General features: G+C 60.6%; 17 protein-coding genes. 6 read left to right on the forward strand and 11 right to left on the reverse strand.

Annotated features, from left to right (window positions below; all coding sequences use genetic code 11):
- Positions 1 to 2: 2 nt before the first annotated feature.
- Entirely contained in the window at positions 3 to 2,090 is a 2,088-nt protein-coding gene (gene pbpC, locus FBZ99_RS13920; RefSeq protein WP_145633706.1) for a penicillin-binding protein 1C, read from the forward strand.
- 93 nt (positions 2,091 to 2,183) lie between these two features.
- Positions 2,184 to 2,543, forward strand: a complete 360-nt coding sequence (locus FBZ99_RS13925; protein WP_113329872.1) for a nuclear transport factor 2 family protein — start codon at positions 2,184 to 2,186, stop codon at positions 2,541 to 2,543.
- 263 nt (positions 2,544 to 2,806) lie between these two features.
- Here FBZ99_RS13925 and pheT read toward each other — a convergent pair whose 3' ends face one another.
- The 6 genes from pheT to infC all read right to left on the reverse strand — a co-directional run bounded on the left by pheT (position 2,807) and on the right by infC (position 8,844).
- On the reverse strand, positions 2,807 to 5,230 hold the full coding sequence (gene pheT, locus FBZ99_RS13930; RefSeq protein ID WP_145633709.1) for a phenylalanine--tRNA ligase subunit beta: 2,424 nt from the start codon (positions 5,228 to 5,230) through the stop codon (positions 2,807 to 2,809).
- A 16-nt stretch (positions 5,231 to 5,246) separates the two neighbouring features.
- Positions 5,247 to 6,329 carry a phenylalanine--tRNA ligase subunit alpha gene (gene pheS, locus FBZ99_RS13935; RefSeq protein WP_112722780.1) on the reverse strand — a complete coding sequence of 361 codons (1,083 nt, stop codon included), beginning with the start codon at positions 6,327 to 6,329 and terminating at the stop codon, positions 5,247 to 5,249.
- A 36-nt stretch (positions 6,330 to 6,365) separates the two neighbouring features.
- Positions 6,366 to 7,202, reverse strand: coding sequence for a serine/threonine protein phosphatase (locus FBZ99_RS13940; RefSeq protein WP_246661105.1), 837 nt, complete (start codon positions 7,200 to 7,202; stop codon positions 6,366 to 6,368).
- A 138-nt stretch (positions 7,203 to 7,340) separates the two neighbouring features.
- Positions 7,341 to 7,745 (reverse strand): 50S ribosomal protein L20, encoded by a 405-nt coding sequence (rplT, locus tag FBZ99_RS13945; protein WP_069611027.1) that lies wholly within the window; start codon positions 7,743 to 7,745, stop codon positions 7,341 to 7,343.
- A gap of 37 nt (positions 7,746 to 7,782) precedes the next feature.
- Entirely contained in the window at positions 7,783 to 7,986 is a 204-nt protein-coding gene (gene rpmI / locus FBZ99_RS13950) for a 50S ribosomal protein L35 (RefSeq protein WP_069611026.1), read from the reverse strand.
- 321 nt (positions 7,987 to 8,307) lie between these two features.
- Complete coding sequence (infC, locus tag FBZ99_RS13955) at positions 8,308 to 8,844, reverse strand: translation initiation factor IF-3 (RefSeq protein ID WP_173002511.1); 537 nt, start codon at positions 8,842 to 8,844, stop codon at positions 8,308 to 8,310.
- A 278-nt stretch (positions 8,845 to 9,122) separates the two neighbouring features.
- On the opposite strand from infC, the gene FBZ99_RS13960 reads away from it, so the two are divergent.
- Together FBZ99_RS13960 and FBZ99_RS13965 are read left to right on the forward strand one after the other, a co-directional pair.
- A complete protein-coding gene (locus FBZ99_RS13960) occupies positions 9,123 to 9,935 on the forward strand; it encodes an alpha/beta hydrolase (protein ID WP_113329869.1) in 813 nt (270 codons plus the stop codon).
- 235 nt (positions 9,936 to 10,170) lie between these two features.
- Positions 10,171 to 10,770 (forward strand): transglutaminase-like cysteine peptidase, encoded by a 600-nt coding sequence (locus FBZ99_RS13965; protein ID WP_113329868.1) that lies wholly within the window; start codon positions 10,171 to 10,173, stop codon positions 10,768 to 10,770.
- A gap of 123 nt (positions 10,771 to 10,893) precedes the next feature.
- Here the strand turns inward: FBZ99_RS13965 and FBZ99_RS13970 are convergent, their stop codons facing one another.
- Positions 10,894 to 11,082: a hypothetical protein gene (locus tag FBZ99_RS13970; protein ID WP_069611022.1), complete on the reverse strand. Its 189-nt coding sequence runs from the start codon at positions 11,080 to 11,082 to the stop codon at positions 10,894 to 10,896.
- Positions 11,083 to 11,321: 239 nt separating this feature from the next.
- The gene (gene mbfA, locus FBZ99_RS13975) at positions 11,322 to 12,305 is read right to left on the reverse strand and encodes an iron exporter MbfA (RefSeq protein ID WP_113329866.1); all 984 of its coding nucleotides are present in this window, start codon (positions 12,303 to 12,305) and stop codon (positions 11,322 to 11,324) included.
- Positions 12,306 to 12,567: 262 nt separating this feature from the next.
- Here mbfA and FBZ99_RS13980 point away from each other — a divergent pair, with 262 nt between their 5' ends.
- Positions 12,568 to 13,035 (forward strand): group III truncated hemoglobin, encoded by a 468-nt coding sequence (locus tag FBZ99_RS13980; protein ID WP_113329865.1) that lies wholly within the window; start codon positions 12,568 to 12,570, stop codon positions 13,033 to 13,035.
- A gap of 65 nt (positions 13,036 to 13,100) precedes the next feature.
- Here the strand turns inward: FBZ99_RS13980 and FBZ99_RS13985 are convergent, their stop codons facing one another.
- On the reverse strand, positions 13,101 to 13,658 hold the full coding sequence (locus FBZ99_RS13985) for a DUF308 domain-containing protein (RefSeq protein ID WP_113329864.1): 558 nt from the start codon (positions 13,656 to 13,658) through the stop codon (positions 13,101 to 13,103).
- Between the two features lie 139 nt (positions 13,659 to 13,797).
- On the opposite strand from FBZ99_RS13985, the gene FBZ99_RS13990 reads away from it, so the two are divergent.
- A complete protein-coding gene (locus FBZ99_RS13990; RefSeq protein ID WP_145633711.1) occupies positions 13,798 to 14,382 on the forward strand; it encodes a TetR/AcrR family transcriptional regulator in 585 nt (194 codons plus the stop codon).
- A gap of 53 nt (positions 14,383 to 14,435) precedes the next feature.
- Here FBZ99_RS13990 and FBZ99_RS13995 read toward each other — a convergent pair whose 3' ends face one another.
- Entirely contained in the window at positions 14,436 to 15,350 is a 915-nt protein-coding gene (locus FBZ99_RS13995) for an EamA family transporter (protein WP_173002502.1), read from the reverse strand.
- 96 nt (positions 15,351 to 15,446) lie between these two features.
- The gene (locus FBZ99_RS14000; protein ID WP_113351417.1) at positions 15,447 to 16,472 is read right to left on the reverse strand and encodes a histone deacetylase family protein; all 1,026 of its coding nucleotides are present in this window, start codon (positions 16,470 to 16,472) and stop codon (positions 15,447 to 15,449) included.
- Between the last annotated feature and the right edge of the window lie 129 nt (positions 16,473 to 16,601).

The raw sequence follows: 16,601 nt of genomic DNA on the forward strand, positions 1-16,601 counted from the left end.
ACATGAAGGCGCAGTGGAAAATTGCGATCGGCTTTGGAGCCACTGCCGCAACAGTGGCGGCTCTGGTCTTCGGCCTGGAGGCTGCGGACCGTGCCTATCCGCCGCCGCTGGACAATGCCCGCGTGGTTTCGGCCGAGGTGCTCGACGCCAATGGCGATCTCCTGCGCGCCTTCGCCACTCCCGAGGGCCGCTGGCGGCTGAAGACCGGCGTTGCCGATGTCGATCCGCAATATCTGCGCATGCTGGTCGCCTATGAGGACCGGCGATTCTACGACCACCACGGCGTCGACCCGATGGCGATCGGACGTGCCTTCCTGCAGCTCCTCACCCATGGCCGCATCGTCTCCGGCGGCTCGACGCTCTCCATGCAGGTCGCCCGTCTGATCGAGCCGCGCAGCGAGCGCTCGATGACGGCAAAGCTCCTGCAGGTCGCTCGTGCCATCCAGATCGAGCGGCGGCTGACCAAGGAACAGATCCTCGATCTCTATCTGACGCACGCTCCCTATGGCGGCAATCTGGAAGGCGTGCGCGCGGCGAGCCTTGCCTATTTCGGCAAGGAGCCGCGACACCTGACAGTCGCGCAGGCAGGCTTGCTCGTGGCGCTTCCACAGTTGCCGGAAAAGCGCCGGCCGGACCGCAATCTCGCGGCAGCCCAGGCTGCCCGCCATCGCGTGCTCGAGCGTGCGGCGGTGGCAGCTGTTATCGGCGAAGGCGAAGCGGAGCGCGCCTCGCTCTCCCCCATTCCGGCTCAGCGTCGGCAACTCCCGGCCTATGCCGCGCATCTGGCCGAACTTACGCTGCGCAAACAGCCCGGCATTATCAAGCACAAGACGACGCTGCGGCGCGACGTGCAGCAGGGCCTCGAAGCCGTTGCCGATGCGGCGGCAAAGCGGCTCGGGCCGAAGGTGTCGGTCGCGATGATCATGGCCGATGCCAAGACCGGCGAGATCATCGGCGAGGTCGGCTCGGCCAATTATTTCGATTCCTCGCGCGCCGGTTGGGTCGATATGACCCGGGTGCTGCGCTCGCCCGGCTCTACGCTGAAGCCCTTCATCTACGGCCTTGCCTTCGAGCAGGGCTATGTGGCCCAGGAAACGATCATCGAGGATCGCCCCGCCGATTTCTACGGCTATCGTCCCCGCAATTTCGACATGAGCTACCAGGGCGATGTCAGCGTACGGCAGGCGCTGCAATTGTCGTTGAATGTGCCGGCCGTGCGGCTGCTCGATGCCGTAGGTCCGACGCGGCTGCTGGTGCGCTTCCGTCGCGCGGAGGTGAAGCCGAAGCTGCCGCCGAACGAAGCGCCCGGGCTTGCCATCGGCCTCGGCGGCGTCGGCGTGACGCTGAAGGACCTCGTGCAGCTCTATGCCGGGCTTGCCAATCGCGGCAAGGCGGTGCGGATCGGCGATGGCGTTCAGGACGAGCCGGGGCCGATCGACGGCGAGCCGCTGATGGAGCCGATCGCGGTCTGGAATATCACCGACATTCTCTCCGACATCATCGCGCCGCGCGGCAGCAAGCAGCTCGGCATCGCCTACAAGACCGGCACCAGCTACGGCAACCGCGATGCCTGGTCGATCGGCTATGACGGCGCGCATGTACTCGGCGTCTGGGTCGGCCGTCCGGACAATGGCGCCGTGCCGGGGCTGGCGGGCTATGTTTCCGCCGCTCCCATCCTGTTCGAAGCCTTTGCCAAATCCGGCGTTGCCATAACCCCCTTCCCTGCCGCTCCTATGGGCGCCGTGCGCATCGCGCCGACCGAACTGCCGATCAGCCAGCGGCGTTTTTCCGTCACCGCCGCCGGGCTGCTGGCGGCGTCCAGCCGCGAGCCCGCCCCGCAGATCGTCTACCCGCCGGAAGGCGCGCGCGTCGATCTCGGCGCCAGCGGCAGCAACGATCAGATCATGCCGTTGGCGCTGAAGCTGCAAGGCGGGCGGGCGCCGTTCCGCTGGCTCGCCAATGGCAAGCCGCTGCCCGACATGTCGCGCCGACGCACCAATCAATGGACGCCCGACGGCGCCGGCTATTCGACGCTGACCGTCATCGATGCCGCCGGACGTGCGGCAAGCGTGCGGGTTTTTGTCGAATAATATAAGTCAAATCATTGCGATCACGACCTCGCATTTTTGTCAGCCGCCGGCGTCTATGATATCTTAGGCATAACTCAAACGAGGAATGACGAGATGTCGGAAGAGCAGGCAATCCGTGCGGTCGTTCATCTCTATGTCGATGGCATGGCATTCGCGAATGAGCCGGCACTGCGCAAGGCCTTCCATCCGCGAGCAGCGATCATCGGCAATTACCAGGGCGCGGTGGAATGGATGACGCGGGATGAATTTATCGCGGCGATCGTCGAGGAAGGCAGCGCGCCGCCCGGCACCATACCGCTGATGGAGATCGAGTTGATCGACATCGAAGGCGATGCGGCAACCGTCAAGGTCGTCGACGAATTCGCCGGCATGCGGTTTTCGGATTATCTATCGCTGGTGAAGATCGATGGGCGGTGGAGTGTGGTGAACAAGGTTTATCATCTGCATCGGTAGGTGGGCGTTCCGAGCCGTGCGCCTTCTATGCCGAGCGTCTGATACCCCCCTCTGTCACTTCGTGACATCTCCCCCACAAGGGGGGAGATTGTTGGGAGTTTGCCGCTCACCTTCGTTGGAGTAGCAACTTCAATTTCAGCAGATGCGGTGTCAGCTTGAGGCAGGCGAGCGCCGCGAGTTACCAATCTCCCCCCTTGTGGGGGAGATGTCGCGACAGCGACAGAGGGGGGTAACTCACCCTCCGCGAACTCTGCAGCAGCCGATTACCCTCTCAGCACCCCACCCGTCGACTTCGTGACGTTTGCCACGATCTTCTGGGTCAGTGCCTCGAAATCCTCATCAGTCAGCGTACGCTCTGCCGGCTGGATCTGCACCTCGATGGCGATGGACTTCTTGCCCTCGCCAAGCGATGCACCCTCGAAAATGTCGAAGACGTTTACACCGGTGACCAGCTTGCGGTCGGCACCGGTCGCAGCGCGGATGATCGCGCCGGCTTCCACCGACTTGTCGACCACGAAGGCGAAGTCACGCTTGACGGCCTGGAAGGGTGAAAGCTCCAGCGCCGGCTTCGTACGGGTCGCCTTCTTCTTTGGTTCGGGCATGGCATCGATATAGACTTCGAAGCCGGCGAGAGCACCCGACACGTCGAGCGCTTCCAGCGTCTTCGGATGGAATTCGCCGAAATAGCCGAGCACGACCTTCGGCCCCATCTTGATGGTGCCGGAGCGGCCGGGGTGATACCAGGCCGGCCCGCCTTGCTCGATCTGGATATTGCCCATCGGCAGGCCGCAGGCCTCGATGACGGCCAAAGCGTCGGCCTTGGCGTCGAAGACATCGACCGGCTTGCCGCCGCCCTTGGTTGCGTTCGACCACATCCGGCCGGCGCCGGCAAGCGTTGCCGTGCCGCGGCGGATGCCGCCGGCAACACGACGCTGGCCCTCGGGCCTATCGTTCTCATAGGTGCCAGAGACTTCGAAGATCGCGACGTCGCCATAGCCTTTATCGGCATTGCGCTGCGCGGCCGAAAGCAAACCCGGTAGCAGCGAGGGACGCATGTCGGACATATCAGCGGCGATCGGGTTCGCAAGCTTCAGCGCGTTGGAGCCGCCGCCGAAGAGCTTGGCCTGATCTTCCGAGATGAAAGACCAGGTGACCGCTTCCAGCATGCCGCGCGCAGCGAGCGCCCGCTTGGCGGTGCGCGTGCGGATCTGCAGCGTCGTCAGGATCTTGCCGTTCACGGCGGTGTGGCTTGCCAACGGCTGCGGCTTAATATTGTCGACGCCATGGATGCGCATGATCTCTTCGACGAAGTCAGCCTTACCATCGACATCCGGACGCCAGGAGGGAACAGCGACCGAGATGCGCTCACCCGAACCGGAGACCGAGAAGCCGAGCTTCGTCAAAATGGACTTGCTCTCATCGGCCGAGACTTCGAGACCGGTCAGGCGCTTGACTTCCGATAGCGGGAAATCGACCACCTTTGCCTCATAGCCCTTGTAGCCCTCGACGCGGGCCTTGGCGGCCGTGCCACCACAGCAGGCAAGCACCAGTTCCGTCGTGCGCTCAAGGCCGGGCACCATATATTCCGGATCGACACCGCGCTCGAAACGATAGCGCGCATCGGTGATGATGCCGAGGCTGCGGCCGCTCTTGGCGATGTTCATCGGGTCCCAGAGCGCCGATTCGATCAGCACGTCCGTGGTGTTCTCGTCACAGCCGGAATGCTCGCCGCCCATGATGCCGCCGATCGATTCGACGCCGTTGTCATCGGCGATGACGACGTTACTGGGGTTGAGCTTGTATTCGCGCTCATCGAGCGCCAGCACGGTTTCGCCGTCCCTGGCGCGGCGCACGACCAGATTGCCCTTGACCTTGGCGGCGTCGAAGACATGCATCGGCCGGCCCTGATCGAAGGTCATGTAGTTGGTGATATCGACCAGCGCGCTGATCGGACGGAGACCGATGGCGAGCAGGCGTTGTTGCATCCACTTCGGGCTCGGGCCATTTTTGACGCCGCGCACGAGGCGCAGCGAAAAGCCAGGGCACAGGCGCGCATCATCCAGCTCGATCTTGAGCTCGGTCGGCGTTTCGCCCTGGACAGGAAAGGTTGGCGTGAGGCGAGGTTTCAGGGTGCCAAGGCCGGAGGCAGCGAGATCGCGGGCGATGCCATAGACACCGGTGCAATCCGGACGGTTCGGCGTCAGATTGATCTCGATGACTGGATCGTCAAGACCGACATAGGCAGCAAAGCTCGTGCCAACAGGCGCATCTTCCGGAAGGTCGATGATGCCGTCATGGCTGTCCGAGATTTCCAGCTCCTTTTCCGAGCACATCATGCCGCGGCTTTCGACACCGCGGATGTTGCCAATGGCGAGCGTCACATCGATACCAGGAACATAGGTGCCGGGGGCAGCGAAGGCACCGACGAGGCCGGCGCGCGCATTCGGTGCGCCGCAGACGACCTGAACGGGCGCACCGCTGCCGGTATCGACCATCAGCACCTTCAGGCGATCGGCCTGGGGATGCTTTTCTGCCGAGAGAACCTTGGCGATGACGAAGGGCTTGAACGCCGCCTTGTCGTCGACCTCTTCCACTTCCAGCCCGATCATCGTCAGGCGGGCGCAGATCTCGTCGAGCGTGGCGTCGGTTTCCAGATGCTCTTTCAGCCAGGAGAGTGTGAATTTCATGTGCTTTATCCCTTCCTTACGCGCTCAGGCCGCCGAACAGCGTCGGCATGTCGAGCGGGCGGAAGCCATAGTGGTTCATCCAGCGGACATCGGCGTTGAAGAAGTCGCGCAGGTCGGGCATGCCGTATTTCAGCATGGCAATACGATCGAGGCCCATGCCCCAGGCAAAGCCCTGATATTCGTCCGGATCGAGACCGCCATAGCGCAGTACGTTCGGATGCACCATGCCGCAGCCGAGGATTTCCATCCAATCGGTGCCTTCGCCGAACTTGACGATCGGGCCGGAGCGGTCGCACTGGATATCCACTTCGAAGGACGGCTCCGTGAAGGGGAAGAAGGACGGGCGGAAGCGCATCGTCACATTGTCGACCTCGAAGAAGGTCTTGCAGAACTCTTCGAGCACCCAGCGGATGTTGGCGACGTTCGCCGTCTTGTCGATGACGAGGCCTTCGACCTGATGGAACATCGGTGAATGCGTGGCGTCCGAATCCTGGCGGTAGGTTTTTCCCGGGATGATGATGCGGATTGGCGGCTTCTGCGCTTCCATGGTGCGCACCTGCACCGGCGAGGTGTGCGTGCGCAGCACCTTGCGCTCACCCTTTTCATCCGGCTGGAAGAAGAAGGTGTCGTGCATTTCGCGGGCCGGATGTCCTTCCGGGAAGTTCAGCGCCGTGAAGTTATAATAATCGGTCTCGACATCGGGACCTTCGGCGATCGAGAAGCCCATGTCGCCGAAGATGGCGGTGATTTCGTCGACGATCTGGCTGATCGGGTGAATGCGGCCGCGTTCGGCCGGCGAGGAGCGAACCGGCAGGCTGACATCGACGGTCTCCGCCTTCAGCTTCGCCTCGATCGCCGCATCGCGCAACTCGCCCTTGCGGGCGTTAATGGCATCGGTGACGGAATTCTTGAGAGCATTGATGGCCGCGCCGCGTGTCTGCCGTTCTTCCGGCGACATCGAGCCCAGCGTCTTCAGCAGTTCAGAAACCGAGCCCTTCTTGCCGAGCGCAGCAACCCTGACCGCCTCGATCGCCTGCTCGTCGTTCGCCGCGGCCACCTCGGCCATGAGTTGGGTTTCAAGTGTTACGAGTTCCGTCATCTGGTCCTGCCTTGCGGACCAGGGGCCATCGGGCTCTCAGTCCACGGAATAAGTGGTGAACGCATGCATCAGAAAGCTTGTCGCAACGATGAAGCGCTGGAGATCACTACCCATGTGCACGCGGCCAATCAACCGGGCAAGGAACAAAAAACCGCCTAGAAAGCGAATCATGCGCTGAAGCTCGGCGCGCGCAGCCGCTGGTGCCTGCTCCGACCAGGCTTCATAGGCTCTGTTCTGCGTCGCAAGCCCGAGGCGAGCGCCGGTTGCGATCTGCAGGAAGAGCAGCCAAATATCACGGGCCTGCGCCACTGCAAGCGACATGACTGTCTGCGGGTCCTCCTCGAAATCCATGAAGCCAAGCCGATCGCCGGCGAAGAACATGTCGCGCGGATAGGGCCTGCCATGACAAAGCCCCTTGGCATGCAGCCGGCCGAGCTCGGCAGCGCAAGCGACCATGAGTTCATCGTGAGCAGCGGGATCGCTCTCCTTCAGCTGCGCAAGGCGGCGCTGAACCGTGATCCCGGCGTCCGCAAGAACAAGCGCGCCATTCGAAGCGTAGAGAACCTCCGGAACGGCTACACCCCGCTGCCTGAACAAGCCGATGCGCTGCATTTCCCGCTCGGCCATCTGCCGCGCAGACAGATAGGCGCAGGGGCGCAGGAAGGCGAGCGGGACAATGCGTGAAAAGACCCTCTGCAGATGACGCCAGGTAGAGGGTTTCTTCGTGCCGTATCGCTTGATCCAGACCTGACAGGCAGAAAGGGCAACTCGCTCGACACGGCTGGAACCGTTCACCAGCACCGTCAGCAAGGCCTCTATGTCCTTACCGTTCAGATTGGGTATGAAGTTCAGTTCCGCAGTCTTGCCATTCAACAATTTCACCCATTCCCGATACCGGGAATCCTCAAGGTGACTATCGCAAATTGATTGTATTGCAAAAAATACAAAACCCGCGCTAGTTACACAAGCGCGGGTTTCATAAATATGACAAAAACTGTCTAGTAGACGCTCTTAGCCAACGGCGGCTTCGAACTCGTTCTTCGTGCCAGCGTCCTTGAGGTACTCAAGTGCCTTCTTGGAGGCAGCGACGAGGGCGCCGAAAGCTTCCGGCTCATGGATTGCCATGTCGGAGAGAACCTTGCGGTCGACTTCGATGCCAGCCTTGTTCAGACCGTCGATAAAGCGGCCGTAGGTCAGGCCGAATTCGCGGACGGCAGCGTTGATGCGCTGGATCCAGAGGGCGCGGAAGTTGCGCTTGTTGACCTTGCGGTCGCGGTAAGCGTACTGCTTGGAACGGTCGACGGCGGCCTTGGCGGTACGGATGGTGTTCTTGCGGCGGCCGTAGAAGCCCTTGGCTGCCTTCAGAACCTTCTTGTGCTTGGCGTGGGCGGTAACGCCTCTTTTTACGCGTGCCATTTCATGATCTCCTTAGTCTATAGCGTTACGAATAGTCTTAGAGACCGTTCGGCAAGTAGTTCTTGACAACCTTACGGCCATCCGGTTCTGCGAGAACCATGGTGCCGCGGGCATCGCGAATGAACTTGTTGCTACGCTTGATCATGCCGTGGCGCTTGCCAGCAGCGGCTGCCTTGACCTTGCCGGATGCGGTGATCTTGAACCGCTTCTTGGCAGAGGACTTCGTCTTCATCTTGGGCATTTTGCTACTCCTTCGATGCTTCCTGGCGCGCTTTGCTTAAAGCCCTTCCCACAGATCCGGACTGGCCGGGCTGCAACAAGGTGCCGGAGCGTTTGTTGTTGAACGGCGGATACGGTGACGAACCGCTCCACCAGCATTCTGAACTGCCACGGCATGCCCTGCCGGTCAGTTCGGACGCGCGCTTATAACCGCACTTGCCCCGAAGTGCAACGGTGCGAATGCGGGAATCTTTGCAGATCGATGACAGGCATCGACCCCTGCCGCAGAAAAGGAAAAAGCCGTCCAAGGGACGGCTCCGGCCTCTCTACTCCGACTTGCGCCTCACTTCGGCGCAAGCACCATCATCATCTGGCGGCCTTCGAGCTTGGGCTCGGCCTCTACCTTGGCAATCTCGATCGTATCTTCCTTGACCTGCTGAAGCAGCTTCATGCCAAGTTCCTGATGGGCCATTTCGCGGCCGCGGAACTTCAAGGTCACCTTCACCTTGTCGCCTTCTTCAAAGAAACGACCGATCGCCTTCATCTTCACCTCATAGTCATGGGTGTCGATGTTGGGACGCATCTTAATTTCTTTGACTTCGACGATCTTCTGCTTCTTGCGCGCCTCGGCGGCCTTCTTCTGGTTGGCGTATTTCAGCTTGCCCAGATCGAGGATCTTGCACACAGGCGGTTCAGCATTGGGGGAAATCTCTACCAGATCGAGACCGGCCTCCTCTGCCATTCTCAATGCCTGGTCGGTCGGGACGATGCCCATATTCTGGCCGTCAGCCGTAATGAGCTGAACTTTGGGAATGCGAATTTCCCTGTTGGAACGCGGCCCGTCCTTTACGGGCGCGTCGGCTTTAAAAGGTCTGCGAATGGTCGTATTCTCCACGAATTGTTTCGGATAGCTGCAGCCTCTCGCTCCCCGTCGGCGCAACTGACGGAAATGTCGTAAAAGCTGTGTTGAAGTCAATAGCATGACAGCAGGAAAAAAGCACCTCCCGCGTGTCAATGGAGTGTCCTGGAAGCGCGAGATGCGCGAAGGACACAGTATCCTTCTCCCTTTATATAGAAACTACAGCGAAAAGATCGAGGATTTTTCAGGTCACGCGGACGCGAATCTGTTCTATAGGGCAGAAAATCCGGGAGTTTTCCATGTCCGAGACCGCCACATCCATCCAACCGACCTTCCTTCCCGTTGGCACGGGCGAGAGCGAGCGCCAGATCGCCATCATCGAGCGCACCGCCGGTAAGGGTGCCAGGAATGTCAGCTTCGTCTGGTTGTCCGGCTATCGATCCGACATGAGCGGCACCAAGGCCGTGGAGCTGGATGCGCTGGCGGAGCGGCTTGGTATCGGCTGTATTCGCTTCGACTATTCCGGCCACGGGCAGTCCGGCGGCAAGTTCACCAACGGCACGATTTCGCGCTGGCTGGAAGAGGCACTTGCCGTCATCGATCATACCAAGCCGAAGAAGATCGTTCTCGTCGGCTCGTCGATGGGCGGCTGGATCGCGCTCAGGGTCATCCAGGAACTGCGCAAACGCAAAAAGACAGCCGCCATCGCCGGCCTCGTGCTTATCGCGCCTGCTCCCGATTTCACCATCGATCTCATCGAGCCGAACCTTTCCGATGTCGAGCGGCGCTCGCTGGCGGAGCGCGGCTATTTCGAGGAGCCTTCGGAATACAGCCCCGAGCCGAACATCTTCACGCGCGCCCTCATCGAGGACGGCCGCGCCAATCGCGTGCTGACTGGCATCATCGAGACCGGCTGCCCGGTACATATATTGCAGGGCATGCAGGATGCAGACGTGCCTTTCTCGCATTCGTTAAAGCTGGTCGAGCATCTGCCGGCGGACGATGTCGTGTTAACGCTTGTGCGCGACGGCGATCATCGCCTGTCGCGGCCGCAGGACATCGAGCGCATGCTCGCTGTGGCCGAGACGTTGGCACTACATAAAGCGCCATAAAAACAAATAGATATCTGCAAAATTCTCAGCGCGCTGGCCCCTTTTCCGGCGGCCTCGGGGGCGCGCTTGCGTAATCGCAGGCAGCAGGAAATTATGGCAACTATCTCCTTGATTGTGCCGAAATTAACCATAGGAGCCGGTTCCGGTGTTAACACTTAAGTAACGATTGACTTCGCGCACCCCCCTACATTAACAATTTGTTAACAAATGCAGGGACGATACAAGGATAGTGGGCGTGCGTATTAAGGGCTTGTTGATTGCCTTCGCTGCTATAGTTGCGATGTCGTCGGCGGCGATGCCGGCACCTCAGCAGGGCGTTTCGATGACCGTCGGCAACGTGACCTCCCAGCCGATCGGACACTACGACTTCTGTCAGAGACATACAGACGAATGCGGTCCGACCCGTAATGTCGGTCCCGTCGACATGAACGCGGCCGCCTGGGCTCTCGTCAACCAGATCAACCTGCGCGTCAACAAGACGATCCGCCCGGCGACCGACATGGAAGTCTACGGCCAGGAGGAATATTGGGAATATCCGAAGACCGCTGGCGACTGCGAGGATTTTGCCCTGCTGAAGCGCAAGCTCCTCATCCAGAGCGGCATTTCCGCCTCCAACCTGTTGATGACGGTCGTTCGCAAGCCTGATGGCGAAGGACATGCGGTGCTGACGCTGCGCACCAAGCAGGGCGATTTTATCCTCGACAACCTTGAGGACGAGATCAAGGTCTGGACCAAAACTCCCTATTCCTATCTGAAGCGTCAGGCGAGCTTCAATGCCGGCCGCTGGGTCACCATCGAGAACGGCAACGACGTCCTGGTTGGCGCCGTCAAGTAAGCGCGAGCTAATTTCTCGTTACACAAGAAGGCCGGCCCATCGGACCGGCCTTTCGCTTTTTCGTCTTGTAATAAGACCCGTCCTCACTCCTGTGTGCGGACGAATTTGCTACTACCACGAGCGTCAAGAGTTCTTGTGGCTCTGCTGGCCGGCCTTGACGTGCTGCTCGTGGGTGCCGCCGCGTGAGCTGGCAGAGTGCTGCTCACGGGAGCCGGTGGACGAAGCATTCCTGGTGTTGTCGTTGTCCATGCGCTTGTGGCTTTGCTGGCCAGCCTTCACATGCTGCTCGTGGGTTCCACCTTGGTTTGCCATTGGATCATCTCCTTTGGTTTGCAGACGAGGCCAAGAGCGGCCTCGTGTTGCTAACCGGTGGCGGCGGAAGGCGTTCCGAAATTTAACATTTCGTGATCTCGGAGTGTCTTTGCCCTTTCGGGGGCGACAAAACCACAAAACATTGCCCGTCCCTCACCGCCGGCTCTTCGCCTGGGCTCGGGGCGTTCGGCGCTCGAAACGATTCACCGGATCGTTTCGTCGGCTATGCCGAACGCGTCTCACCCATTTCCGATCAGAATGCCGGCACCCAGCACCAGCGAGCCGCCGAGGACGACCTGGAAGGCAGCCCGCAGGAACGGCGTCTCCATATATTTGTTCTGGATGAAGGCGATGGCCCAAAGCTCGAAGAAGACGACGATTGCGGCCGTAATCGTCGCGGTCCAGAAATGCGGGATAAGGTAGGGCAGCGCATGGCCAAGGCCGCCGAGCGCGGTCATGATGCCGCAGGCAAGGCCGCGCTTGATCGGCGAACCGCGACCGGAGATCTTGCCGTCGTCATGGGCTGCCTCGGTGAAACCCATGGAGATACCGGCGCCGACCGAAGCCGAAAGGCCGACGAGAAAGGTCTGCCAGGTCTGCTGCGTGGCGAAGGCGGCGGCAAAGATCGGCGCGAGCGTGGAGACGGAGCCATCCATCAGCCCGGCGAGACCCGGCTGCACATAGGTCAGCACGAACTGGCGGCGCGCCTGCGCATCTTCCTCGTGCTTGACCTCTTCCGGCGTATGCTTCTCGCCAAGCAGGCGGGCAACATCTTCATGACCCTGCTCGGCAAGTGCGAGATCGCCGAGAAGCTGGCGCGTCGAGGCATCGGATACCTGCTTGGCTGCTTCGACATAGAAATTATAGGCCTGCTGCTCCATCGCCTCGGCCTCGTCGCGCATGGCATCGAGGGAGAGGTTCTTGCGCAGCCAATCGGGTTTGCGCTCGTAAAAGCCGCGCACATGCTCACGCCTGATCAGCGGGATACGCTCGCCGAAGCGGCGGCGGTGCATGTCGATCAATGTCTTGCGATGCGTATCCTCGACCTCGGCCATATCCTCGAAAACCTTGGCGGACTCGGGATAATGCGGGCGGAGCGTATCGGCATAGGCGAGATAAATGCGTGAATCGTCTTCCTCTGCCGCAATGGCAATCGCCAAAATCTCCTGTTCGGAAAGAGAGGTGAAGGGACGTTTCGACGGGCGAAATAAGCCTAGCAGCATCGGGGCAACCTCATAACTTTAGAATTATTCTAATTCTAAAGTCGGCAATTGCGCTGGTCAAGCACGGAGACGTCATTGCGGAGGGAAAATCGTGCCGGAAAATTTGTGGCCCGCCGAACGAGGCCGCGGAAATAGCAGCGCGACTTTGACAGATTGCCGCAACATCTCCATGACGTCTTGGTCGCGCTGAGAAATTGCATACATAGGGACCTGAAAGACGTCGGAGCAGCGGTTCTCCACGCGCCGGCACCCGGAGAATATAATGGAAAACGAGATACAGGCTCGCGCCGCCCATCTTGCCGGCATCCGCGAAAGGGCCGAGGCGGAGATGGCGCGGATGGGCATCGATCCCGCCTTCATCGACAGGCTGGTCGACACGTTCTATGGGCGCGTTCAGGCGCATCCCCGGCTCGGACCGGTCTTCGACGGGCGCCTTGCCGGGCGCTGGCCCGACCACATGGAAAAGATGAAGCGCTTCTGGTCCTCCGTTGCCTTCAAGAACGGCGCCTATGGCGGCAAACCGGTCCAGGCGCATCTCGGCGTCGAGGGCATCGCCGCCGACCTCTTTCCAGAATGGCTGGCGCTTTTCTCCGAAACCCTTACCGATATCGCGCCTTCCAAAGAGGCAAGAGACTGGTTCATGGCGACGGCCGAGCGCATCGCCAAGAGTCTGACGCTCTCACTCTTCTATAATCCAGCGCTGGACGATCCCGCGAGAACGACGGCTTAAGGCAGGCCGCGCGAAAATACGGCGGCAAGTCACTTCAAACTCGCCGCCACAAGATCGGGTAGCGCCTATGCATGTGCTTTGCGATAGGCCGTGACCGCAAGCCAGATTGCGGAAAGCAGGAAATAGAAGGCTCCGAACGCCGCGTAGGGGACGATATCCAGAATGGTCGGCTCGACCGTGCCGAGGGATCGGCTGAGCATGAAACCGCCAGCAAGCGCCGACTGCGCGCCGCTCAGGATCATTACCCATTGAGCGCCGTAGATACGCCAGCGCCTCACGCCGGTGTAGAGTTGCAGCAAGCCCGAGAGGATCGCCCAAGCCCCAAACACGGCCAGGACGGCATAGGTGCTATTGTAGGCGGCCACGACAACGGCGAGCGCCGTGACGATGCTGACGACAACATTCAACGCCTGGGACGGATTGACCTTCAGGCCGCCGTTAACCCGGGCGTCCACCAGATTGGCGAGGGCATCCCAGACAGGATAGATCACCAGCAGAAACGCGGCGGATGGCGGTTTTGCGCTGAGGAAGATCGCGGCTGCAATCCAGACGATCGAGAACAGGGCACGTGTAAAATAGTAGGATTGCAGCCAGTTGGGCTGCGATGAAATGCGACTTTGCATCGGGAGGCTCCTTGTATTTACCTACCTACTAGTAGGAAGATACACTCACTAAGTCAACACAGGCTCGAACACCGTTTCGTGAGAGCCAGAAGTGGTGCGGCAATCTTGACAACCAGCCTACCAAAAGGTAGGCAGCGATATGAAATCAATAGCTTCCACTTCAGAAAAAATTCTCGACATTGCGCAGGCTCTTATCGTGGCCGGAGGCTACAACGGCTTCAGCTATGCCGACATCTCCGCTGCGATCGGCATCCGGAAGGCAAGCATCCACCATCACTTTCCGACAAAGGCCGAACTAGTTTCGGTGCTGGTGGGCCGTTACAGGCAGCAGACGGAAGCGGGTCTGAAGTCTTTGCGCGAAAGCATCTCGAGCCCCGCTGAACAGCTGCAGGCCTATGTGAGCTACTGGCACTCATGCATTCGGGACGCCTCCCTGCCCTTCTGCGTCTGTGCGATGCTTGCCAGCGAGATGCAGATGCTGCCGGAAGAGGTCGCATCCCAGGTGCGAGGCCATTTTCATAGCCTCGCCGTATGGCTTACGTCGGTGCTGCAGGCGGGAAGCGAGAATGGCCTCTTCCGGCTGAACAAACGGCCCGAGGAAGAGGCGCAAATCCTGATGGCCTCGGTTCATGGAGCAATGCTCTCGGCGAGAGCTTTCGGCGATCCAGAACTGTTCATCGCAATCGTTGCACCCCAGATCGCCAGGCTTCAAGCCGCGGATTGACGGAGAGTTGCCGGGCCAAACTCAAAGCAACGACGGCTTACCCCCCGCCAGTCTTAGCCTTTCGCAGCGAAGATCGTCGCCCCGATACTGGCTGCAACAACAAGCGCGGTGCCGAACATCTGAGACGGCGTCATCGGCTGCGACAGGATGACGAAGCCGGCAAAGGCGCCGATGGCAGGCTCGAGGCTCATGAGGATGCCGAAGGACGAGGTGGGCATGCGCCGCAGCGCCACCATTTCCAGCACATAGGGCATCAGCGGAACGAGCAGCGCAAGCCCGGCTATTTCGAGCAGGCCGAAGGCCGTCAGATGCGGGACGGCCGAGGCAAAGCCGAAGGGGGTGGAAACGACCGCTGCAACCAGCAGCGACATGGAAAGCCCCTCGAGGCCCTGAAAGGCATTGCCGACCTTCTTCGTCAAAAGAATGTAGCAGGCCCAGCCCGCGCCTGCGCCGATGGCAAAGAGAATGCCGGGGAGATTGCCGACCCATTCTTCGCCATCATAGGCCAGGAGCAGAACGCCGATTGCCGCAAGGATTGGCCAGAGAAGTTGGCGGCTGAGTCCGAAGCCGAGGGTCGCAACCAGCAGCGGCCCGAGAAATTCGATGGCGACGGCAAGCCCTAGGGGAATGCGCGCGATTGCCGAAAAGAAAGAAGTCGTCATCAGCGCCGAGACTGTGCCGAGCGCCAGCACGCCGAGCCATTGCGAGCGGCTGTAGCTCGTGATCTTCGGGCGAACGATGATCGCCAACGCGATGGAGGCGAAGACGAGCCGCAGCCACGTTGCGCCCGCCGGCCCATAGGCGTTGATGATCGGAGCCGACAGGGCCGAGCCGAACTGGATTGACGACATCGACATCACGCACATCAGCACGCCGGCAGCAATGCCGCCGGTCGATGGCGCGACATCCGGATGCGGCATCAGCCCCGCGCCGCCATCCGATCCACTGTCGACAAGCTTCTGTTCCATAAACACCCCCAACTAGGCGGCGTTTTAGAGGCGTGGCCATGCAGTGGCAAATTCAAACTTTTCATCCTGCGATCAGGCACTTTGATGCAAGACGCCTCAGGCTTCGAGACCCTTCAGCACATTGGCGACGTTCAGCCCGATCTCGGGCACGCCATAGCCACCCTCCATGCAGACGAGGACGGGCAGGCCTGCGGCAGCAACCCGCTCGCCCATGCGGATGAAGTCCTGCGATGTCAGCCTGAAGAAGGAGATCGGATCGCGCTCGAACGTATCGACACCGAGTGAAAGCACGATCGCCTCCGCACCGAAGGCCTTGATGCGGGCAAGCGCATCGTCGAGCGCCGCCGACCAGACCTCCCAAAGCGTGCCGCGCGGCATGGGGTAATTGCGGTTGGCGCCCAAGCCCTCACCCTCGCCTTCCTCATCAGCATGGCCAAGGAAATAGGGAAAGGCGTGGATGGGATCACCATGCAAGGACGCTGTGAAAACATCGCCGCGTCGGTAGAAAAGGTCCTGCGTGCCGTTGCCGTGATGGAAATCGACATCGAGCACCGCCACCTTGGCCGCGCCGTGATCACGCAGCCGCTGCGCCGCGACGCCGGCATTGTTGATGAAGCAATAACCGCCGAAGAGATCGATGCCGGCATGATGGCCGGGCGGCCGGCAAAGTGCGAAGACGAAGCGGTTGCCGGCGTTGAGCCAGTCGGCGCCTGTCAGAGCGCAGCGCATGGAAGCGAGCGCCGCCTCATAGGACCCTTTCGTGATCGAGGTATCGGCCGCGTTGGCATAATGGCCGATCATGCCGACGATATTGTCAGGCACGCGCTGGCTGGTGCGCCTGACGGGAAAGGAATTGGCGATCGCCTCACCCGTATAGCCGGCGGCGACCCAGCGCTCCCAGACCGCGCCGAGAAAATCGAGATAGGCCGGATCATGCACCTTTCGCGCCGTTTCCAGCCCGTGGGCATGAGGTGCAACCACATCGGCAAAGCCGGCTTCCTTCACGGCGGCAAGGATCCATTCGGCGCGGAAGGGCGCCTCGAAGGGTGTGACGAGCTGGCCATCATGCAGCTCGGTCTTCGCGTCTCTGAGCTTGTGATCCTCCGAATAGATGACCCGCATGTTCGCCTCCCCATCGCCCACTTAGTTCTGCTGATGACACGAAGGCTTACATGCATCGCGTCCGAGAAAAAAGGGTGACATGCAATCTTGAATGCTGCTGCAAACAACTGCACCTTCCGCCTGCGTTTG

The sequence above is a fragment of the Rhizobium sp. ERR 1071 genome, assembly GCF_007828675.1.
GTDB lineage: Bacteria > Pseudomonadota > Alphaproteobacteria > Rhizobiales > Rhizobiaceae > Rhizobium > Rhizobium dioscoreae.